Source organism: Legionella steelei, from assembly GCF_001468005.1.
GTDB lineage: Bacteria > Pseudomonadota > Gammaproteobacteria > Legionellales > Legionellaceae > Legionella > Legionella steelei.
On sequence record NZ_LNYY01000001.1, the window covers coordinates 77017 to 99060 of the forward strand.

Here is a 22044-nt window from a genome sequence, read left to right on the forward strand (position 1 = left end):
TCTAATGCAGCGAATATTCGGCTTGCAATTTTGATAATTTTGCTTCCTCCTGAGCCAGTATTTTTAGAAAGTTTTCCAATATATTAGGGTTTTTTATCGTTTTAATATCTTTTTTAATGCCATTAATAAGACTTTGTTGCACTTGCAGTGACTTTCGTAGTTTTATGTTAGGGCAGGGCGGTTGAGGCAAATCATAAACATTTTGCAGGCGGTTATGTGTGGCAACCTCGTTCAATCCAGAGTAACCGCACTCTTCTTTTTTAAGAGTTAATCGTGCTACTTGCTCCTGCTCTTCTTTTTCTTGATAGCGTTTTGCTTCAGGAGAATATTTATTAAACCCTTTTGGTGTTTTCCAGTGATTTGCGCGAAGAAGTTGAGAGATAATATTAATTTTATGCTGGAATGTGCCAATGTTTTGAAATTGTTCCTGGTTGTTTATTGAAAATACCACTTCATCAAAAACTTTTTGGGGTGACGATAATTTTACTCCGTGCTGTCTTTGCACATTCAACAACATCCCTTTAACGATATTGAGTTCAGTAAGTGCTAATGTATTGCTTGAATTGTTATGAATAATATTATTAATTACTTTATTTTGATCTTTATTAATGGATTCTCTTAAAACGGGAGAATCCATTCTCTCGTTTATATCGTGTGCAGAATTAGGGCTCTTTTCTTTTATCTCAATGATGTTTTCAGGTTCCTTAATGATCAATTGTAATTTGTTTTGAAGTAACTCTGAAATTGCTATAAATGAACGCGGAACACCGTAATATTTAAATCTTTTACGAATAATAAACCCTGCTTCCTCCAGGTTTTTGAGATAGATATATGTGCGGCTTTCACTAAAGCCCAGTTCTTCTGCAAGCTCAGGGATTTTTTTAGTAAACCATAATCTATTCTCACGCTTCAAAAGAGTGCCTTGATGATGAAAGATAATTTTATCTAAAAGAAGGGCTTCTTTCGGGCATTTGGTTAATGAAAGAAGCTTGTTAAAGCCCAAATAATAAATCGAATTGTTCATAATACATCCATGTGCAGAAAAGTTTACTTAATTAACCCTGATGTGGTCAGCATATAAATTAATTGGGGTGTGGTTTTGCAATTGAAACTTATTTTTAGATCACTGAGTCGATAGAGAATGTATCGTTTAGACTTTTTTGTGTCCTCAGCAATGTCATTCACATGGCATCCGTTGACTATCATCTTGATGATTTGATTATCTACATGGTCGATTATCATCATATAAACTCCGTTTTTATTTAATGCATTTCAAGTAACATAATTTATAACTTGAAAAGCGTTATTGCAATAAAAAATTTTATTTTTAGTAAGTATTTTTGTTACATAAAATGCATCGTCGTTGAATATACTCAACTTCTCCTGTATTATTTCTCTCACTAACTGGACTTTGATGTTGATATCATGAGTGAATTATCTTGGGATCAGGTAAAAGCAGGCATAGCTAGAGTTAACAAGCGACTTTATGACGTGTTAGAAACCATCGATGGTATTCAAAACATGCTTTTTTCGGTGCTTGACTATCAATATGGGCAAATCATTGCAGATGAACATCATTTTTATTTGCCTAATACAGGCGGAAAATTACCGTCTGTTCCCTTTTCAATGGTTTTAGAGAAAAAACTCGAAATGTTCATTGAATTTAAAGGAAAATCAAGTACTCATCAAATATACAGCGAAGGGGATTTTTTAAACGTTAGTTCTTTGTACAATGCTTCAAATACGCATCATCCTACAGATATATTGCAAATATCGTCTGGTGCAAGGAACACGTTTTTGCTTTGCCCTGTGGCAGACGCAAGGCCTCATGCAAGTTTAGAACGATATTTTAAAGCAGATATTCCGGTTCCAGATGATCTTGGAAATCATTATTTAACGTTTAAGAGCTTGTGTGAAGCGGCTAATTGTAACTGGCGAGCCAAATTGTTAGTGTTCCCCTCTGAAATCGTTGCATTAATTAAAGCCAATAAATTACCGACTCTGTTAAGTTTAATCATGGAATTTGATTCTAATCAAAATGGATATTATGCAAATCTGCCTTTTTATAATTATCTAATGGCTTATATTAGAGCCAATCATCCTGAAATATCCCAGAATGAATTTACTAATAACGCGATTAGCCAATTAATTACTATAGGTACAGGACAGGTTCCTGGTTATGGTTTAGCTGTTAGTGATGACTTGTTGCCGTTGGATTTTATTGTTGAAACCTATCGTGATATTTACAAATCGAAATACACCCCTTTTGTTATGGAACCGGTGCATTTTGACAAAACTAAAAACAATCCCGTGTTTTATTCGATCCTCAAAGAAGAGATGGCTTTTAAGCCGACTTCTTTTGCTAATAAACCGCAGCGCTGTGAGTTGATCTATGATACGTATCTCCAGTATGCAGATTATATAAATAAATTGGGCCATTTTAAAAACACACCCTTTTTTGATAGTGCAACGATGCTTGAGTTAACCCTGTTTCATGAAAAGAGAAATCAAGTCACTAATAATTTATTTAAATTACCAAAAGAAACTATTTTTGATTACGATCCTCGATTTTTAGAAATAACCAATAAACTTGGTTATTCCGTGGAGCAATTTCCTTCGAAAACTGCTTTTTTAGTAGGATGCTTTGGTATTAAATATAATGAAAATAAAGACATTGCTGTGCATTGATCCTCTCCAGGATTATGAATTAATTGATTGTGATGTACTCCGTCAAAAGGGAATCACTCCTGTCTTTTTAATAAAAGAGCCCTCTAAGGCGGTTAAAGATCGGGAACATATATTAGTAAACTCATTTTTCTATGAAGATCTATTGACTATTTGTGCTTCGGTTCGCCCAGATTTTATTGTATGTTTTTCAGAAGATATGTTTGTGGATATCGCCAAGATTCGAGAGCATCTCAATATTTCTGGTATGAACTTGAATAAGGCCATGTTATTAAGTCATAAAGATCTCATGTATTGCCAGTTAGATGATTCATTTCCCTATCCTAAAACAACCACATTGATTGAGTCTCCAACTTTTACATCAATTAAAGAAAAAATAGGCACTCAAGAGATTTTTATTAAACCGATTAACTCTTCTGGATCTTATGAAACTTATCATATTAAAACGGAAGGGGAGTTTTGCCATTTTTTAACCAATAAGAAAGAAGGCGAAGAACAGTACATCGCTCAAGCGTATGTTGCCGATGATTTATATCATTCGGAGTTGGCGATATTTGATGGGAATATATTATTTGTGGAGGCCAGAAAATATACTCACCCAAACCATCTCATGGTCAGTAAAAATGTACCTATTTTTAGTCTAAATATTTTAGATGAACATCAGAGACAAGCAGTATTGGATGCTTCAGTGAAAGTATGCCAGTTATTAGGGTTCCATAACGGAGTACTTCACACCGAGTTTTTCATGAGTGAGGATGGTTATATTCAATTTATTGAAACCAATGCCAGACCACCAGGTATTGGTTTAAATAAATTATATCAAAAAAAATATTCCATCAGTCTTGAAACAATTTTATGTTGTATTGTGTGCGGCGTTGAGCCTCCAGATTTAGTAGAGAATCAAAGACACTTTGTGTGTGGTTACTTTCCTAGAAAACAAGGAGTGATAAAGAATATTAAAAAACCCGAGCTTAATGTTCAAAATGAATGGACTTTTTTTGTTAAACCAGAGGACACAAGTGAATACATGGCACATATGTCTAAGTCAGCGATGGTTCTTTGCTGGGATGATTCTCTTGCTAAGATAAACAAGGCAGGAACTTTTCTTGCCGAGCAAGATATTGTAGAGGTTTATTGAGTTGAATAGATTAAAGTCTCATCTTCGCTGCAGATGAGTTTTTACCTAGGTCTTTAAACAGTTGTTCGTTCATATGCACCACCCTAGTTAGATATGTATGAATTATATATATCCTTTATATAAAAAGCTACAGGTTATAAGAATGTATGAATATCAATTAATAGAGTTTAGTTCAGAACGAAAAGAAATCCAATTGGTTTCTAATAAGTCAAATTTACAACAGATACTGGCCGAATTTTATAAAGAGAAATATGAGCAGTTGTTTGATGAAGAGGGTTGCTCTAAGGGATACATTTCCGTATTCATTAATTCAAAACAAATGACATCTACCAAAGACATTACGCTTCGTTTTAATGATGAGATCTGTATTGTCGCCTCTATATCAGGAGGATAGCGAGAATGGACCGATACAAACGGCAAACAGCGGTTATTGGGGAGCATGGCCAACAACTAATAAATAATGCGTCGGTGATGATTATAGGGCTTGGTGGTATTGGAAGTCCGGTGGCTCAATACCTTGCTGCAGCAGGTGTAGGAAGGTTAATTCTGGTTGATGATGATAAAGTAGATTGCTCTAATTTACATCGACAAATTTTATTTAATGAATCTGATGTTGGGTGTTATAAGACTGAGAAAGCAAAAGATGTTTTAGGCAAAGTGAATAGTAATGTGGTTATAGAGACACATACTAAAAAATTTGATGTGGATTTGGGGGGCTCTTTAAGTACCGATATCGATTTGATTATTGATGGAACCGATAATTTTGAAACACGCTATCTGATTAACGATATTTGTGTTTTAAAAAACAAAGTATTTATCAGTTGCAGTATCTTAGTGGATATTATTCAGCTTGTTTTATTTGATACGCGAAAGGTTTGTTATCGTTGCGTCTATCCTAGTCCACCTCCTACAGGCGTTATTCCTAATTGCTCGGAGGCCGGTGTATTAGGAACAGTAACAGGAATAGCCGGAACGATGGCGGCTAATCTTGCCTTAAATTATTTACTTAATGCAGAGAATGCCCAATTACCACAACTACGAATCATTGATGCGAAAAATTTTAGCATTTCTTCTTTATCTATAAAACAGAGCAATGACTGTGTTGCCTGCAAGCAAAAAACAATCAATTTTGATAACCTGAAAAGTCAATACACTGATTATAGAATTACCTTCAATGATCTTGATAGAAACAAACATTTTCTTGTGGATATACGACAAAAAGAAGAGCGAGAACTTATTAAGTTGGATGATGATTTATTTTTTCCTATTAAGGATAATAATGATTATTCGTTTTTCCTATCTTATAAAGATAAAAAGTTGGTTTTTTATTGTGCGTCTGGATATCGAAGTAAATTGTTCTCATCAGAACTTAGAGCGTTAGGTGTGGATGCTTATTATCTTGATGAAAGGCTTTCTAAATGAATTTTGAACATACAGAAACGTCTTTAAGAGCTCGCCATTACCAGGAAACACTAAACGTATTGGCTCTTTTTAAGAGGATGGCAGGGATTACCCGATTAGCCGATTTAACCCATTTGGATTACTCAGGACTACCTGTTTATACTGCAATAAGACCGAGGGCAAAATCCTTAACTACGAGCCAAGGTAAAGGATTAACTAAAGAGGCAGCTCAATGTTCAGCGCTGATGGAGTCGATTGAAGTTTATTTTGCTGAAGAATTAATCCCACAAGTGGTGAATAAATCAGAGCTTGAGTTAGCCGAAGACAATGTTTTTTTTATACCTACAAATCATCTGGCATGTTCAGTGCATTATACTTCCCCATCTCAACCGAGGAATTGGGTTTATGCTAAGTTAGTGTTTTTGGAAAAAAGTATTCTTGTGCCTTTTGCTGAATATTCTTTGAATTCCTATTTGCCAGAGGTATTAATTTATTCACCGGATACAACAGGATTGGCCGGAGGAAACACTTACCAAGAGGCTTTGTTACATGGGCTTTTGGAAGTTATTGAGCGATGTGAGCCTGAACAGGTTTCTGAAGTGGTTGAGGTTAATAGCGAGCTGCTTAAAAATATCTCCAATAAATTTAATTGTTTTATTACTCACCAAGAAAATAGGTACGGAATTCCTGCTTTTGAGGTATTGATTCAAGCAAAAAATCCTTTTGAAAACCAAATTCTGTTTAAGGGCAATGGTTGTCATCTTAATAAACAAATCGCTTTAAATCGTGCGCTGACGGAGGCCATTCAATCGCGTGTGACTACGATAGCTGGTTCTCGTGACGATTTAGTTCATACTAAATATGATTTTGAGCGCAATGAGTTTCCAGTGATTGCAAATAAAAAGGAGTTTGCTGATGTGCCTGATCATACGATAGAAACGATAGATGAAGCACTATCGGCACTCTTTACTCGAATTAAAAAAAATAATCAGGACATTTTAGTGTATTGCTATTATGACAAAGAGCTGTGTATTTTGAAGGCAAAGCTCATTTCTAAGGACTTAATCTGTCATGCATGAAACCATTGTTTTTTTAGAAACTTCGCTATCCCAGAAAGAGGCAATGCAGTTATTCCCTGATGCAACTTATTTGCCCTCAATACAAAAAGGCGATGTGCTTAAAGCAATAAAACAAGGGTATAAACGCATTGTCATTATTGATGGCAATTTTTCTTGGGTTCCTTCGGTATGGCATAAAGAAATATTAATTGCATTAGACTACGGTATTGAGGTTTGGGGTGCGGCTTCAATGGGTGCATTGAGAGCAGCGGAGCTGGATGTTTTTGGCATGAGGGGGTATGGGCATATATATGAGAGGTATAAGAATAATGAATTAGATGGTGATGATGAAGTGGCCATTGCCTATTCTAAATACAATCAAGATCAAACGATACCGTTGATTAATGTTCGCCTCACCTTTGAGCGAATCAATGTACCTAATCCAGAGGCGATCCTAGACTCCATACGTACAATTTTTTTCGCTGAGAGAACATGGGAGAACATTGCTCGGCGTTTACCCAATGAGCTTTATGATTTGATTAAATCTCATTATATTGATGTAAAAAAAGAAGATGCCAAGTCGTTATTGCATTACTTAAATCAACAACCGGTGCCAAATAAAAACATGGTCTTGAATACAAACAAAAGAGAATTTACTTTGTTTGAAAAAAAATTGATTGAATCTACTTTTTCGCCTGATTGGCTACGTGTCCCTAAATTTCAGCAAGCAGAAGATACAACACATATGCAGCGAGCTACATGTATTCTTAAGTTACTCGCTATTCCTGCAACAAAAAAGAATAAGCATCATTATCAATCCGTGTTATTGATTCTTGATAAACAACCTTATGGCATAACTGAATATGAGCTTATCTATCAAGTGGAGCAATTTCGAGAGGAGCATAATCTATTAAAAGGTGAGTCTTTTTTTAACTGGCTAAAGGATAGGGGGCTTCATGAATCTAACTTGGAACAACTCTTTACCGATTATGTAAAACTCACTAAATATCGGATTATTACCTACGATTACAATAACTATTTTAATTAAAAAACTCACCGTAAAAAAATTTTTTCACTTTTTTCTCTTCCTTGCACCTAGGTGAATGCACTGTCATTTAAATGATGGTTCAATAACCTTATCGCTTATCAAAATAATCAATTATGACTTTAGAACAAGAAGTATTCGATATTTTAGAGAGTTGTATTTCCTGTCTACAACAGGCATCCATAAACATAAGTGGTTTGGATTTTGATAAACATGCACAAGCGGCAATCTATGCCTATTCATTATTGCGACGGCTGCAGTTGTTTTTAATGTATCCAATTGAGAATGAAACAGTGCATTAACAGATAAAAATAAGCCAATAGAAGAGGAATTAATATGTTGATTTTAACGCGCAGGGTAGGGGATACCGTGGTTATCGGAAATGAAGTGTTTTGTACTGTATTAGAACAACAACACGATGGTCAAATAAAGCTGGCATTTGATGCGCCTAAGGTTATTCCAATCCATCGTTTTGAGATTCAAACGCAAATTATGCAAAAGATTAAAGAGGGTACTTATACGCATGATATGACCTTGAATGAAACGGTGATTGAGCTTTTAACGAGTCAGTTTAATAGGATATCTCACTGGAATTAATCACTTATAAATAAGGATAATGCAATGAAGGAATACATTAAATCAGGATTGACACACTCATTGATCGTTGGAGCGATGATCGTACTTACAGGCTGTGCGGCAACTCACACTGTCCTAGAACATGGCTCGTTGCAAGTGAGTACAAAACAAAGCGACACCATCTTTTTACACCCAGTACCCAGTGCCCAAAAAACGGTTTATGTTTCTGTGCGAAATACTTCTGATGAAGAGGTTGCTATCCAGCCCCAGCTAAAAACTGCATTAATTAACCATGGGTATAAAGTACTTAATAATCCCGATGCCGCACATTATATCTTGCAAGCCAATATCTTAAAAATTGGGAAAATGAATGCTTCAGCGAGCCAATCAGCATTACTTGGTGGTTATGAGTCTGCTATAGCAGGAGCTGTGGTGGGTACGGCTGCAGGAAGTTTCACTAACTCCACGACCGGAATGGTCGCTGGTGGTTTGGGTGGTGGATTAATTGGTATGGCTGCGGATTCGTTAGTTAAAGATATTAATTACACGATGATTACTGACGTTCAAATCAGCGAAAAAGTGGGGAAAGGAATTAAGGTGAAAGAACAAGTGCAATCGAATCTAAAAAATGGCAGTAGCACAATGATCTCTCAAAACTATTCCCGAGACAGTAAGTATCAAAGCTACAAAACGCGCGTAGTGTCGAACGCAAATAAAATGAATCTAAAGTTTGTGGACGCACGTCCCGCATTAGAGCAGGGTTTGGTAAAAACAATTGCTGGTATCTTTTGATTAGCCTAAATAGAGCTCTATGAAAGAAGCATATGCCTTAAAAAATAATCTGTTAAAAAGGGAATAGTAATGAGAATAAATATACTAGCTGGACTTATTATCATGACATTAGGTGCACAATGCGCTGTTGCAGCTAATTTAAATAACTACGATTTAGAACGGCGGATTTTTGATGTGTCTTACCAATTAAACCAGATAGCCCAAGAACACACCACCGATTTATGTTCTGGAGATGTCGAAATTGCTGCTGCATACCTGGAGTCAGCAGGACATGAATTGCAGCATCAAAACAAAGACAGGGCACTGGTTTCTATGGCCTATGGGCTCAATGAATTAAAAGAAATCAGCAATGCAAGAAGTTACTGTATTCATCTAGCACCGAAGATAAAACCCTATCTTGCAAAAGTCATCGTGATGAGGAGTGAACTTGAGAACATCACCATTCCAGATACAGATCAGACATCGGATTAATTTGGAAGAATGAGAAACGAGGTGATCATGGATGAATAAGCACTCTTTTTAAAACCGCGATTTATTAAATAAAAAAGAATAAAAAATGAGCATAAATAGGGCTTAAGGGATTTCTTTAACCAAAAAACGGAGGTAGGTACTAAAAATGGATAAAAAAATGGCAACTAAGCTTGCTGTCTTGTGTTCGGCATTGTTTGTAACGGGGATGTGTTTCTCATCTCAAATTGATAAAGAAGCCATTTCCAGACGATGTGACAATGTTTACAACACCTTAGACAGGATGTTTGAAGAACAAAAACATGAGCCTTGTGCATACGATGTTCAATACGCCGGATGGGTAATGCAAGGTGCTGCTGCTTTAGTTCGTTCAGAACGATATCCAACTGCATTGAAGAATCTAAGAATCGCGGGTGGAAATCTAATTAGGGTTTATTCCAAAGCACAAGAGTGCGCTTATTTTTCACCGAAAGTTAAATCTTCTTTAGATGAAATAAGTCTTTTGATTAACGAACTAGAAAATAATTCCAACTAATTGGCAAGGGAGAACGTTATGAATGTCAGTGCAGTAATCAGAAAAAGCAGTATCAAGCTTCATGAATTTATACGGTGGTCAGTTCCCTTGTTGGTCTTAAGTTGGGTTGTTGTTTTATGCCTTTCCAATACAGGATATGCAGAAGGTCAAAATTATTTAAGTGCGATGAAAGGGGATGTCAGTGCCACCTTTGGTAAGAATTCAGATTTGCCAGGTTATTTATACGCGGGTGAAACACTGGTGGCTGGCGTTACCTGGATGAAGACCAAAAGTCCTTGGGTGTTTGTGGGATTGCCTTTGCTCATGATCTTCACGCATTGGGGTTTAAGTTATGTCGCATAACTATTCCACATTTATGTTGTCAGAGGAACCGCGCATTGCAGGGATTCCTTTGACCACTGGATTACCCGTGTATTTACTCACGGGTATTGGATTACTGATTGGTTATGGGCCGCAGCTTTTTGTGATTGGGGCTGTTTTAAGTTTAATCATGCATGTTCAGTATGGCGGGCTGCCCCTACGGGTTTTATTAGGAATGATTTATTGGTCCTTACCGCATGCCATGACGACGCTTATTTTTAGGTCATTCCCTAATTCAGCGCATCGAATCTATGTAGGGTGAGTTTATGAACAGTGTATTTCGTGACAATGTGCTTTTAAAAAATAAAGTATTGCTTCATCTGACATTGGCTTGGGCAGTCACTGCCACTCTTGCTGTGTTCATTTTAGGTGGGCTTTGTGTTCATGTCGTTAATAATAAAGAAACGCATTGGTTGCCCATTTGTACCGAAGACGGGTACTTCTTGAGTAACTCTTCTTTTTCACCTTCCTATATTAAAGACATGACTAAGAAGGTCATCCAATTACGATTAACCTACAATCCAGATACGGTCGCTGCGCGATTTGCTTCGTTAGTCCATTTAATCCCTGCATCTCATCAAGAGGCATTCAAAACCATTCTGGACTCAGAGTCAACCGTTGTGAAAGAAAAAAATATTAGTTCCGTATTTTATGAAAAGAACATTCACATTGATGAATCCACCCTGCAAGCCAAGGTAGACGGAACGTTAAATCGAACTAGTCATGGTCTTGAAGTGAAACCACAAAAGAAAGTGTATTTAGTCCAGTTTGCGCACCTTAACGGGATGATGTGGCCTAAGACTATTAAGGAGATTCGTCAATGAACGCACGTCAACTCTTCGTGTTAAGTAGCGTGTTTGCTACCTCACTGCATGCAGGCAATACGGCAGCCACGCTTAAATTTGAAGAAGGAGAACGATTTACGCTGTCTTTGTCTTCGCTTAACTTTAATCGTATTGATGTAGAAGGGGAGCGAATTGTTAAAGTCAGTTTCCCTGAGCACTCCTTTATTGTGGAGCAAAGCAAAGAATCTGAGAATGATTTAGATGGTGCTGTGGTTTTAAAGCCCTTAGCGCATATTCCGTTAACCGTCTATTTCACAACCAATCTCAATCATCATTTTTCAGCTACCGTCTCTCCGACTGAAGATTTAGGTAAGACCATTAAATTGGTATCTAAAAAATTAAAAGGGTTTGATTATGCCAAGGCGCAAGAGCAGAGCCAATATCAACAAAGTGATTTAATGACGGCGCTTATGGAGGGAACCACACCTTTTGGTTTTCAAGAAGTGGGCATCAAACCCACGACCTTCCGTTTGCATAAACAGTTAAAAGTAACCCTGGTGAAACAATACCAAGGCAAAGAGTCTTCGGGCTATGTGTATCGCATCGAAAATCAATCCAATAAACCCATGGAATTAACCGCAAGCTTATTCGAACACCCCAAACTGATGACGATGGAGTTGTCCGAAAAAATGCTGCAGCCCAGTCAAACCGCCTATTTTTATGGCATTTACCGTGAGCAATCCAACATCGGGTAATAAGGAAGCGTGTCATGATGAAACCGTTTAAAAAGTTAATGAATAAAAGTAAAAAAGCCAATCTTAATCAAAGTGCCAAAATGGAGCAGCTTCGTAATGGCTTGGCTTTTCTGCTTCTTGGTGGATTGTGTTATGGATTCTATCTTTATTCGTCAAAGCCACAACCTACGCTTCCTACAAATAAAAAGCCTGTGTTTGATGGGGTATTAGACAGCGCCTTTAGTAAATTAAGTGATGAGGCCGTACTTGAAAAACAACAACACCAAATTGATGCACTCAAAGCGTTGGTAGAAAAAAATAAAAAGAGTATACCTAATAAATCAGAGGATTTGGTTTCCGAAAACCAAGCCTTATTAAGTGCCATGCAAAAACAATTAGAGAAGCTTGCGCTTGAAAATAAAGAAATCAACGGAAAACTACAGGTAGCCCTTCTTAAAAATTCACAAACCAGTTTAGCGGCAGTGGCCGCAAGACCGCCTACGCGTGAAGAAATAGAGGCCCGTCATAAACAACGCATCCTAGATGAAAAAGCCTACTATGGCAAAGCAGGGCTTGAGACGGTTCATTTTAATTACCGCCGTCAACAAAAAGAAGAGCGTACACCAGATAATTACGTCTGGGCTGGAACCCATGCTGAAGGCATCTTATTGAGCGGAGCCAAAGGGGATGCTGGGATTAATGGTGCTAAAAATATGGGAACGGCACTGATTCGCCTGGATTCTAATGGAATTATGCCCAACAACCGCCATTCACGACTTAATGGCTGCCTGGCTATTGTTTCCACGTATGGTGATTTGTCTGATGATGCGGTAGTGATGCACCTTGAAACCCTCTCGTGTGCGAAACCTAATTTAAGTTTTGAGCAAAAGGTGTATGGGGCAGTGTATGATCTGGATGCGATGCAAGACTTACGCGGCACATCCATTTTAAAAACCAAACCTCTTTTAGAATACAGTGCGGCTGCAGGGATTTTAGCAGGCTTTGGGGATGGACTTAAAAACCTCAATACGGCTCAGACCATTAATCCAGGCGCAGGCACCATTACGACTTATGGTCAGGCCTCTACGCTGATGCAATCAGCAGCAGGAGGAGCGGTAAGTAATCCAGCCAATAAAATCTCCGATTACATCATGAAGATCGCTGATATTTATCACCCTCTGGTGGTGGCACGTGCAGGACGTCGAGTGTCCATTATGTTCACCAAAGGTTTTTGGATTGATAGGGCGCACCAATCGTTTGAATCGGGTAAATCCATTGATAATCAATCAGTTCAAAATGAAGCTGCGATTACAACAACCATTAGCCGAGCAGGCGGTGAAGTAGGGGAGAGTAGCAGTAAAGAGCCTTCAGCGCCGCAATCCACGTTTCAATCCGATACGCAAACGGCACAGCAATTTTTAAATCAGAATGGGATGCCCAATCAACCCCTCTTTTCAACAGGTAATCCTACAGGAGACGTACATGGTTAAAATATGGCTTGTTTTGCTCTGTTGTTGTTCGGCAGTGACGCTTATGGGGTGTTCACGCTCCATTTTTGATCATCAAGATGTTCGCTGTCCTTTTGTCGAGCGTGGTGGGTGCCAAAGCATGGAGCAGGTGAATCGTATGGTGGATGCACGGCGATTTACACCGGATGGGCAATACGTGCAACAAGAGCAATGCGTAGGCTGCAGCGTTTATTCAAAATAAATGAAACGGAAATTTTTTAGGATTAACTATGTTCGCAACACTAAAAAAATATGTCCAGGGTTTTAGGAATTCAATCGATGACTATTTGGTGGATGGGGAGGAGTCGTCTTCCCAAAATACCTTAAATGTTGGCGATCACCAATACCCTCTTTTTTGCAAGGAGCTTCCTTATCAGTATTATGACGAGGAATCGCATTTATTTATTAATCGCTGGAACACAGGCTTATTGTATCGCATCACCCCGTTAACCGGTGCGAATGAAAAAATAGCAGAGCAGTTGGATTCGATTTTAAGAACCAAGGTTTCTGATGAATTTACCTTACAGCTCATCTTAGTCAAACACAATCAAGTGGGGCATGAGCTGGATGCTTTTTCAAACCAGTTCATGACTCCAGATTTTGAACAGTTAAGTGTGATGGGTAAAAGCCTTCGTTCGTTTTATGGTGAGGCCGCAGTTCATGGATTTAAAACCAATACCAATATCAATCCCAGAATTACACAAACCGAGTGTTATGTCGTAGTCGATAAAATCAATGGAAAAAATGAGGAAGACGTTAAAGCCTGCTTTGCGCAATTTCGTATTGCCTTTGAAGCCTCGTTGATGTCGGCCAAAATTGGCTTTAGAACCTGTAATGCTGAAGATTTATTACGCTTACTTCATTTTTACCTGGCTCATGAACCCGATAATATTTACCCCAAATCGTCCTCTTATGATCCAAAGAAACTCATTAAGCATCAGGTGGTTGGCCGTGATTTTGATGTAGAGGTAGCCAAAGAAGGCCTGCTTGTGAGTGGGGTTAATAATCAAGGCAAGGCATTCGAAACGGTCGTCTCAGTGATGACCATTGATGGCTTACCAGGTGAATACCATCTTTGGGATAACATTAATAACAGCGCCAATATTTTTCATCCAGAACAAAGTATTCCCTGTAATCACATTATTTCTGTTACCTACCTGGTTGACGAGCAAAACAAAGCGCAGGGACGTGCGAATCGCAAGACTAGTGATTTGGATAAAAAAGCGAAAGGTGATTATGCGCTGCATGTTGCCGGTACAGAAAAAAAAGCGCGTGAATGGCGTCATTTTCGTGATGATTTGGCTTCAGGAAAGACGCGCTCTTGTAAGATGCTGTATAACGTCGTGCTATTTTCCAGACGCTCCGAATATGCTCGCGATGTGGAAGCAGCTCGTACCTGTTTTTCTTATAACGGTATTAAGCTCGCGCTAAGCCGTAGGATGCAATCCCCCTATTTTCTGGCAACATTGCCTTTTTTATTTACGAATCATCTCCAAAAAGGATTTCAGCTACCCACGATGATGTGGCCTATTTCCTCATGGAATGCGACTCAATACATGCCCATACTTTCGGATTGGTCGGGTACGGGATCGGGGATTTTATTACCGACATTACGCAATCAATTTTCTTGTATTGATCCGTTTTCAGGTAAGTTGGGCACGAATTACAACATTTCTGTGACCGGCACATCAGGCGGGGGAAAGAGTTTTTTTATTCAAATGCTAATGCTCAACGTGCTGTTTAACGGCGGGGATCTCTTTATTGTCGATGTCGGGGGAAGTTATAAGAAGTTATGCCACGCCTTAGGAGGTGTGTATCTGGAATACTCCAATTTGGCAATGAATCCCTTTACTCATGTCACGAATATTGGCAAAGAAATACAACATATTCTTTCTTTGTTTCAATTATTAGCGTGCGCTAAGGATGGGGCCAGTGATGATGATCGAGGAACGTTACGAGAGGCAATACTGCAGGCGTTTTCTGAACATCAGCAAGCCACATTAATTGATCATGTGCAGGCTAAGCTTCTGGAGTTGCATCAGAACGACCGAGAAAAATACCCTACAGGGAAAATTCTGGCGAAAAATCTTGATCCCTATTGCACTCATTCAGAGCATGGCACGGTCTTTAATGCGCCTTCTAAGTTAGCGCCTGATGCACGCATTATTGTTGTGGATTTAAAAGAAATTGAGGACGATGAACACATTCGTGCGCCTGTATTACTGTCTATTTTGTCTCAGTTTCAAGGCCGTATGTTTAATTCCGATCGTAGCCGTCAAAAAATGTGCATCATTGATGAAGCCTGGTCCTTATTCTCTGGCGATCAAATTGCAGTGAATTTCATTAACCGAGGGTTTCGTACAGGGCGGCGGCATAATGCTTCTTTTGTGACGATCACGCAAGGTATCGATGATTATTACGCCTTCCCTGAAGCACGTGCTGCTTGGGAAAATTCTGCTATCAAACTCATTTTTCTTCAAGATGGAGATTCTCTTGTTAAGCACCAACAAGAGCATAACACGTTTTCTGATTTTGAATTTAAATTACTTTCTTCCTTTCCTAAAGCGAAGGACGCTGGATTTTCACAAGTTCTGATTCGTGCAGACGGTATTTCCTCGTTTCATCGGCTCTTTGTCGATCCGTTTACACGGGTCCTATTGTCTTCTGATGGACGCGATTATCAAGCGGTAATGAATTACATCGCGCAGGGGCGATCGTACATTCATGCCGCCATGCTGGTAGCCAACAAACACTATGGCCTATCCAAAAACGTGTTAGTGGAAGGAGGGCTTGCTGATGCTGCGTAATTATAAAACGCAACTCTTGATTCTAGCGGGTTTAGTATTGTCTGGAATGGTGTTATGGAGCATGCACAAGCCCGCACCGCTGGCTGTGGTGGATATGCAGCGGCTACTGAATCAGCCGGCGGTTTTATTGAGCCAAAGTAATTTATCAGAACAAGAGCAAAAAAAGGTGTTAAAGCAGTATTCATCGTTGTTGCCTCAGACGCTTTCTGAGTATGGAGCTTCTCATCATGTGACCTTAATCACAGCAACAGTGATTTCCAGTGGACGCTTCGATGTGACGGATGAGGTGATTGCAGCAACCTTGGAAAAGCTGGGTGCACTATGAATAAAGTAACGGGTTTGATTTTAGCACTCTTAATGAACGGCGCATCGGTGTATGCCAAAAACTTAGGAAATTATGGACAGCTTTTTCCTATTATCGAGCAAGACATTCGCCAAGTCATCATGGCGAAGCTGCATCGCTTAGAGCAAACAGGTGCGTTGAAACAGCATCAGCAACAAATGGTGGCGCGAGTGGAAGAGCATGTGAGAAGACCCAAACCCCTTCATTTACCCACGACGACCACTCCTAAAACGCATGAATTAGATCCAAGTATCGTCGTGAATCAAACGCTTTATACCCATGATGGGGCGTTGATTGCTAAGAAAGGTGCGCATCTTAATCCTTTTGAACGCGTGTCGTTTTCTAAAACGCTGTTTTTTTTCGATGCCGATGATCCGAAGCAACTCGCCTGGGCCAAAGCGCATTATAAGCATTTTGACCAGGTGAAATTTATTTTAACCGGAGGTGATGTTAAGGAGGCCTCCGAGGTTTTGGGCTCGATTTATTTTGATTTAGGAGGGCGCTTGAGTAGTTATTTTCACTTAAAACATGTGCCTTCCGTAGTTAGCCAAAAGGGGTTGGTTTGGCGTATTCAAGAAATTGGTCAACACGAGTTACGCAAATAGGAGTAAGTACTATGAATAAAAAAATGGTGATTAACATAATCAAGGGTGTCCTCTGGTTGGGTATGTACGGGATTTATCATCTGTTTATTGGATTAATTCTCGCCTTCATTTTTTCTCAACATCCTTATGAGTTGCTTCATGAATTAAACGGAAGTTCATGGCCTGCCTACTTAGCTGTAGCGGGTGTTGTGATTGGAATTTATTTATCTTTGTCTTCCTGCCTTTCATTTTGTGAGGGAACAGCAAGCCATCAATACCGAATCATTGATTGGAATAAGGTTACTTTTTATATAGAAATTTTAGTCCATATGACCTGGATTTTGCTCCCAACACTCTTAATCCAGCATGCCGAATCACTAAGAGCATTGAATCATTCCTTGATTATTTTGGGTGTTGTTTTTTTCTTAAACTTTGCAATGAGAAGACGCAATCACCTGCAGATTATTGGTGGATTAGTATGATGAACCGACTGATTACACGATTCATTGTGCTGCTTTTATTGAGTTCGCTTAGCGGTGTCCATGCTTCTCAGTGTAAAGGACACTTCATCAATCCAATTACCGATGTCTGCTGGAATTGTTTGTTTCCACTCACCATTGGTAGTAGTGAGGTGGTTAAAAGTAGTTATCCTGATACAAAAAATCCAGGTAATCCTTTGTGTTTATGCCCTACACCCATTGGGGAGCGTTTAGGCGTCACTATTGGTTATTGGGAGCCAGCGGCCTTGGTTGATGTGACGCCTAAACCATGGTGTATGGTGAATTTAGGAGTGCAACTGAATGTCACTAAAAAAGGGTTAGGTGGCTCACAGATGCCGGAGACGGACGGACGCGGTGCCTTTTATTACGTTCATTGGTACAAATACCCTCTGGTATATTGGCTTCAGGTGTTGACGTCATTAGGGTGTATGGAAACTGAAGATTTTGACATCTTATATCCATCGGAGTTAGATCCCACTTGGAATGACTCAGAACTGGCCTTTGTTCTAAATCCAGAAGCCGTTTTATTTACCTCGCCACCAGCAAGAGCTTCTTGTGCCTTTGATGCGACCAAAGCACTTGCAGGCACCGCTGTGAACAGCCTTTTTTGGTGTCAAGGTGCGCAAGGTTCTACGTATCCATTAACGGGGTTTGTTGCACATCAAGCAAGCCCTATAAGTACAGCAGCCTTACTTGCAGAACGCGTTGATTTTAAATTGCATCGACCTCCAACACCCGCGATACGTGATTCAATAGGCCAAGATTGGCCTGCTGTATGTCATACCTATGCATCGAGCATTATGCCCAAAGACCGTTATCGCTATCAGTTGGTAAATACCTTGCCTGAAGCACATCGTTGCCATCCCTTTGGGCAATCGGTGATTAGTTGGGAGGCAGGGCACACCTATCCAGGTGATGGAGATAATTTTGGGTTTTTGATTTGGAAGAAAAGAAATTGTTGTTTTCTTTAAATGATGAGGATGAATCATGAATGCATTTGGAGTTTTTTTTAGTAGCCTGTTTTTAGCTATGGCAAGCCATGCCAATGTGAATGATTTTATTAATGAGGCATCGGCAACGGGGAAGGTTGCGCACGATTCCGTAAGCCAAGATACGTTGGCTCATTGGAATGCGGCATCCAATCAATCCTATGCACAAAATAAGACCTTGATTGATCAGATTATTGAACAGTCACGGCAAGGAGCCCCTATTGCTCAAAAAGGCCAAACCGTTGATGGAGCCGTATTATTTGTGTCTTTTTCCATGCCAGAACCCTTGTTGTTTTCACTGAGCGATGAGGCAGCTTCTTATAAAATCCCAGTAGTGATTAATGGTCTGATTGAGGGGGATTTTAAAAAAACCATTACGGCGTTTTCCATGCTTCATGCTAAGGCCAAAGAATCCAAATGGGCATTTAATGGGGTGTCGGTTGATCCTTTATGGTTTGAACAGTTTCATATTACTGCAGTACCTGCATTGGTTGTAAGCAAAAGGCCGAGCACTTGTGGACAGCAATTACTTTGTTCTGAACAGACTTATGATGTGGTGTATGGCAATGCGTCTATAAAAAATAGTTTACAACTCATTGCGCAGAAAGGGGACAGTGCAAATGAGGTGGCGCAGACGCTTTTGGAAAACGCTCATGTTTAGGTGGGGTGTGTTTATGGCATTACTTTCTATGGGCTGTTTTGCGAATCAAACAGAAACAGATTTTAACGGCTTTAAAAATTATGCTAAATCGTTAAATGCCCAACCTAAAGACGCCATGCGTGGGTTTGATCCTCAAACGTTTTTTGATCAGTATTCAGAGCACCCTGCACAAGAAGGGTATTATCAAGGGATTCAAAAGGAGCAAACGGATTTATCAAGCCAGGCCAATGCGGCGATTAAAAATGATCCTGGTGCCCAAACCGTTATTGAGCATTTTGGAACAAACAAATTTGAACTCAATCAAGCAAATTCCGTATTGGCTCAATCTCAATTGATTCAGGATGAAAGTTATGCGATTACGCACGGACAATCCAATAATCGCGTTCAATGCTCGAATCAAAAACCTGTTTGTACGATGACGACGCATGAGGAACAGTGTTTCAGTTCTCGTTCATTGCCCGATCAATCCTGCTCCAAGAACCTTAAGGTCCTGGTGGATTCTGAAAAAGTGGTACAACGTGCTGATTTTTCGTTTTATGTTGCTAAAAAATGGACCGGAGTGATTACTGTAAATTTGGTGACGGGCGCAATCACTAATGCTGTGGGAGGCTCGGTTCCTTATCCCATTCGGATGAAACATTCGTGTGATGGAATGAGTGCCACCATTCATTCCATACTAAATAATGGTGCGAACGCGTATTGGGTTCAGGTCATTGGTTCTCCAACGTGTGCTAATAATGGGTTATTGACCTTTTATATTAATAAAGGATGGGGACGAATTTATCCCATTCAAGTTGCTTTGACGGTCACAGCACACTCAAAACCCTACATCAGCCAAGAGTATTGGGATAATCATTGTACGAGCTTTGAAAATAATGGTTCGCTGTGTCGAATAAAAAAAGAACAATGCACGGATACTCAGTCCCCTAAAGTAATTGATGGCCTTCCTGTATCCCGTACGTGTTGGGCAAAAGAGCTGACGTACTCTTGTTCCAGTGCTGCCGCTGATGAATGCCTCGTGCAGAAAAATAAAGGATGTTTTCAAACGGCCTCTGAGTGTGCGCGTTTTGATAAGCAGACTTGTGCCCTGTATACGCAAACGTACAGTTGTCAGGAAAATGTGTGTGAAGCACCTATCGAATGCATTAAAGACTTATTTTGTGCCGATGGTGACTGTACAGAGCATTCCCAAACCCAAAATAGTGATTTCGGGCAAAGTGTTTCTTCTTTAGCGGTTGTGGGAGAAGCGGGGCATGAATTAAGTCAACAACCCAACGCGTCTCTTTTTGGCGGTAAAGCAGTTCAATGCAAAATATGGCCCTTGGATCTTATTGATTGTTGTCATGATAAAGGATGGGGAAAAGACATTGATTTGCTTCATTGTCGTGAGGAAGACAAAGCGCTGGGTCGCGCTAAATTAAATTATGTGGCTCATTATCTGGGTGAGTTTTGTAGTGAAGAAGTGGCTGGGGTTTGTTTAGAACACAAACGCTCTTATTGTGTCTTTCCAAGCAAAATGGCCCGAATTATCCAGGAGGCTCGTCTTACACAAGTTAATGGCCGTGGTTTGGGTGATGCAGAGCATCCAACCTGTGCAGGAATGAGTGTTGCGGAACTGCAGAAGATGGATTTGGGGCGGGTTGATTTTGTAACACCTATCTATCCCTTTGGTTATGGGACACCTAATAAAGCGGCAGGGATTGCAGGCGATCTAAAGATCAAATCTCAAGACCCTAAAAAGTCCATTGATGAAGTAGCTCTGCGAATGCAAAAAAAGGCAGGTGAATTATGAACCGCCTGTTGATTCTGATGGTATGGGGACTGTTCGTGACATCGATTCATGCGGACATTGTGCAGGAGCATGCAAAAGGATTTCATTGGTATAGCGTTGAAGAGGCGCCAAAACCGATTAAAAAAATAGTGCAGCCACGACCTGCTCCTGTGGTGAAATCCCCTTATGAGCGCTTAATGGATAAACGTCAGGCCACACTGAATAAATTGGCGCAAGCCCTGCTCTCTCCTTCATTTGATTCAACACATGAATACATGAAGGCGCAGATGGATTATTCAAAAAATAATCAGCAATTTGTGCGCTATTGGCAACAAGTTTTATTGGTCCATCCTGAATTGGATAGCACACTTAATTTTCCAACCGATAACTCAGCGATTGCAGTACGCAATGATGCACAAAAAGTATTAATCAACAAAGTCATTCATGAAAGCAGTGCACGTTATGGCTTTATCTTATTTTATCGTGGCACGAGCTCCATTTCACAAAAAATGGTCATGCATTTGCTTCCCTTTATTAAAGAATATGGTTTTTCCATGATTTCAGTCAGTACTGATGGCCAACTCATTGATGGACTTCCTAATCCTAAATCAATTCCTCTGGAAACGGTTCAAAAACAAGTAGCACTTGAGGCGAAGTACATGCCCGCTCTTTATTTTGTGGATTTAAAGAGCAACAAGATGTCGCCAGTGTCTTACGGGTTTTTATCTTTAGAAGAGCTGAAGCAGCGCATTTTTGATGTGATGACGCAGTTTAAACGATTCAGTTATGAAGGAGTGAATGAATGAAAAAAAGGTTCTTTTTAATCGTGCTATTCCTTCTCAGCACAGAGGCGTTTGCAAATGTAGCACTGGATGAACTAACCCAGCTCTTAAATAAAAAACAAGAGCAACAGGTATTGGAACGCACCAAGAACAAAAGAATCAATGCGCTTTCGGAACAACATTACTTTATTTTTATATACCGCTCTACATGCCCTCATTGTCATCAATTTGCGCCCATACTTCGTGATTTTGCATCCAGTTTTCATATCCCTGTAGAGGCTTACAGTTTGGATGGCGAGTCTTTAGATGGATTTGATTCAGCCAATTTAACACCTGAACTGTTCCAAACTTTATATGTGTCTGGTGAATACAAGCCTGTAGTGCCTGCCCTGTATCTCGTGAATCGTCCTACTAATCAAGCGTATGCCGTGTTGTTTGGTGAGGCAGAGCCTGCACAACTTGCAAACCGCGTGGATGAACTCATGACGCATTTGGAGGAAAAATTTCATGATGAATAGATTC

At 39.6% G+C, this 22044-nt stretch carries 28 protein-coding genes; 26 read left to right on the forward strand and 2 right to left on the reverse strand.

The genetic code is table 11. The annotated features are described in order from the left end of the window. Position 1: 1 nt before the first annotated feature. On the reverse strand, positions 2-1024 hold the full coding sequence (locus tag Lste_RS00350; protein WP_058509094.1) for a helix-turn-helix domain-containing protein: 1023 nt from the start codon (positions 1022-1024) through the stop codon (positions 2-4). A gap of 23 nt (positions 1025-1047) precedes the next feature. Next, on the reverse strand, positions 1048-1245 hold the full coding sequence (locus tag Lste_RS00355) for a hypothetical protein (protein ID WP_237760394.1): 198 nt from the start codon (positions 1243-1245) through the stop codon (positions 1048-1050). Between the two features lie 180 nt (positions 1246-1425). Between Lste_RS00355 and Lste_RS00360 the strand changes: the two genes are divergently transcribed. The 26 genes from Lste_RS00360 to trbB all read left to right on the forward strand — a co-directional run bounded on the left by Lste_RS00360 (position 1426) and on the right by trbB (position 22040). Next, complete coding sequence (locus tag Lste_RS00360) at positions 1426-2688, forward strand: hypothetical protein (protein WP_058509095.1); 1263 nt, start codon at positions 1426-1428, stop codon at positions 2686-2688. Beyond that, a complete protein-coding gene (locus tag Lste_RS00365) occupies positions 2660-3823 on the forward strand; it encodes an ATP-grasp domain-containing protein (RefSeq protein ID WP_058509096.1) in 1164 nt (387 codons plus the stop codon). Before Lste_RS00360 ends, Lste_RS00365 begins: the two co-directional genes overlap by 29 nt. A 142-nt stretch (positions 3824-3965) precedes the next feature. Next, on the forward strand, positions 3966-4217 hold the full coding sequence (locus Lste_RS00370; protein WP_058509097.1) for a ubiquitin family protein: 252 nt from the start codon (positions 3966-3968) through the stop codon (positions 4215-4217). A 5-nt stretch (positions 4218-4222) separates the two neighbouring features. Then, on the forward strand, positions 4223-5245 hold the full coding sequence (locus Lste_RS00375; RefSeq protein ID WP_058509098.1) for a HesA/MoeB/ThiF family protein: 1023 nt from the start codon (positions 4223-4225) through the stop codon (positions 5243-5245). Beyond that, a complete protein-coding gene (locus Lste_RS00380; RefSeq protein ID WP_058509099.1) occupies positions 5242-6303 on the forward strand; it encodes a YcaO-like family protein in 1062 nt (353 codons plus the stop codon). The genes Lste_RS00375 and Lste_RS00380 overlap by 4 nt, the downstream gene beginning before the upstream one ends. Then, the gene (locus tag Lste_RS00385) at positions 6296-7330 is read left to right on the forward strand and encodes a TfuA-like protein (RefSeq protein ID WP_058509100.1); all 1035 of its coding nucleotides are present in this window, start codon (positions 6296-6298) and stop codon (positions 7328-7330) included. The genes Lste_RS00380 and Lste_RS00385 overlap by 8 nt, the downstream gene beginning before the upstream one ends. Positions 7331-7443: 113 nt before the next feature. Continuing rightward, positions 7444-7629 (forward strand): hypothetical protein, encoded by a 186-nt coding sequence (locus tag Lste_RS00390; protein ID WP_058509101.1) that lies wholly within the window; start codon positions 7444-7446, stop codon positions 7627-7629. Positions 7630-7663: 34 nt separating this feature from the next. Next, positions 7664-7924 (forward strand): carbon storage regulator, encoded by a 261-nt coding sequence (locus tag Lste_RS00395; protein WP_058509102.1) that lies wholly within the window; start codon positions 7664-7666, stop codon positions 7922-7924. Positions 7925-7948: 24 nt separating this feature from the next. Then, positions 7949-8695 (forward strand): complement resistance protein TraT, encoded by a 747-nt coding sequence (locus tag Lste_RS00400; protein WP_058509103.1) that lies wholly within the window; start codon positions 7949-7951, stop codon positions 8693-8695. 69 nt (positions 8696-8764) lie between these two features. Continuing rightward, entirely contained in the window at positions 8765-9166 is a 402-nt protein-coding gene (locus tag Lste_RS00405) for a hypothetical protein (protein ID WP_058509104.1), read from the forward strand. A 157-nt stretch (positions 9167-9323) separates the two neighbouring features. Then, on the forward strand, positions 9324-9698 hold the full coding sequence (locus tag Lste_RS00410) for a hypothetical protein (protein WP_162264115.1): 375 nt from the start codon (positions 9324-9326) through the stop codon (positions 9696-9698). 18 nt (positions 9699-9716) lie between these two features. Continuing rightward, positions 9717-10040: a type IV conjugative transfer system pilin TraA gene (locus Lste_RS00415; protein ID WP_058509106.1), complete on the forward strand. Its 324-nt coding sequence runs from the start codon at positions 9717-9719 to the stop codon at positions 10038-10040. Further along, a complete protein-coding gene (gene traL, locus Lste_RS00420; RefSeq protein WP_058509107.1) occupies positions 10030-10320 on the forward strand; it encodes a type IV conjugative transfer system protein TraL in 291 nt (96 codons plus the stop codon). Before Lste_RS00415 ends, traL begins: the two co-directional genes overlap by 11 nt. A 4-nt stretch (positions 10321-10324) precedes the next feature. Then, positions 10325-10882 carry a TraE/TraK family type IV conjugative transfer system protein gene (locus tag Lste_RS00425; protein ID WP_058509108.1) on the forward strand — a complete coding sequence of 186 codons (558 nt, stop codon included), beginning with the start codon at positions 10325-10327 and terminating at the stop codon, positions 10880-10882. Continuing rightward, positions 10879-11598 carry a type-F conjugative transfer system secretin TraK gene (gene traK, locus Lste_RS00430; protein ID WP_058509109.1) on the forward strand — a complete coding sequence of 240 codons (720 nt, stop codon included), beginning with the start codon at positions 10879-10881 and terminating at the stop codon, positions 11596-11598. The genes Lste_RS00425 and traK overlap by 4 nt, the downstream gene beginning before the upstream one ends. A 14-nt stretch (positions 11599-11612) precedes the next feature. Continuing rightward, entirely contained in the window at positions 11613-13067 is a 1455-nt protein-coding gene (locus tag Lste_RS00435) for a TraB/TrbI/VirB10 family type IV secretion system protein (RefSeq protein ID WP_058509110.1), read from the forward strand. Then, positions 13060-13287, forward strand: a complete 228-nt coding sequence (locus Lste_RS00440) for a hypothetical protein (protein WP_058509111.1) — start codon at positions 13060-13062, stop codon at positions 13285-13287. The genes Lste_RS00435 and Lste_RS00440 overlap by 8 nt, the downstream gene beginning before the upstream one ends. Positions 13288-13315: 28 nt before the next feature. Beyond that, positions 13316-15892 carry a type IV secretion system protein TraC gene (traC, locus tag Lste_RS00445; RefSeq protein ID WP_058509112.1) on the forward strand — a complete coding sequence of 859 codons (2577 nt, stop codon included), beginning with the start codon at positions 13316-13318 and terminating at the stop codon, positions 15890-15892. Beyond that, a complete protein-coding gene (gene trbI, locus Lste_RS00450; RefSeq protein WP_058509113.1) occupies positions 15882-16217 on the forward strand; it encodes a type-F conjugative transfer system protein TrbI in 336 nt (111 codons plus the stop codon). The genes traC and trbI overlap by 11 nt, the downstream gene beginning before the upstream one ends. Further along, positions 16214-16840, forward strand: coding sequence for a type-F conjugative transfer system protein TraW (gene traW / locus Lste_RS00455; protein ID WP_058509114.1), 627 nt, complete (start codon positions 16214-16216; stop codon positions 16838-16840). The genes trbI and traW overlap by 4 nt, the downstream gene beginning before the upstream one ends. 11 nt (positions 16841-16851) lie before the next feature. Further along, entirely contained in the window at positions 16852-17301 is a 450-nt protein-coding gene (locus Lste_RS00460) for a hypothetical protein (RefSeq protein ID WP_058509115.1), read from the forward strand. After that, entirely contained in the window at positions 17298-18290 is a 993-nt protein-coding gene (gene traU, locus Lste_RS00465) for a conjugal transfer pilus assembly protein TraU (protein ID WP_420324177.1), read from the forward strand. The genes Lste_RS00460 and traU overlap by 4 nt, the downstream gene beginning before the upstream one ends. A 16-nt stretch (positions 18291-18306) precedes the next feature. After that, positions 18307-18969, forward strand: a complete 663-nt coding sequence (trbC, locus tag Lste_RS00470; protein WP_058509117.1) for a type-F conjugative transfer system pilin assembly protein TrbC — start codon at positions 18307-18309, stop codon at positions 18967-18969. After that, positions 18962-20761 (forward strand): type-F conjugative transfer system mating-pair stabilization protein TraN, encoded by a 1800-nt coding sequence (gene traN / locus Lste_RS00475; protein WP_058509118.1) that lies wholly within the window; start codon positions 18962-18964, stop codon positions 20759-20761. The genes trbC and traN overlap by 8 nt, the downstream gene beginning before the upstream one ends. After that, positions 20758-21546 carry a type-F conjugative transfer system pilin assembly protein TraF gene (gene traF, locus Lste_RS00480; RefSeq protein ID WP_058509119.1) on the forward strand — a complete coding sequence of 263 codons (789 nt, stop codon included), beginning with the start codon at positions 20758-20760 and terminating at the stop codon, positions 21544-21546. Before traN ends, traF begins: the two co-directional genes overlap by 4 nt. Continuing rightward, on the forward strand, positions 21543-22040 hold the full coding sequence (trbB, locus tag Lste_RS00485; protein ID WP_058509120.1) for a type-F conjugative transfer system pilin assembly thiol-disulfide isomerase TrbB: 498 nt from the start codon (positions 21543-21545) through the stop codon (positions 22038-22040). The genes traF and trbB overlap by 4 nt, the downstream gene beginning before the upstream one ends. The last annotated feature ends 4 nt before the right edge of the window (positions 22041-22044 follow it).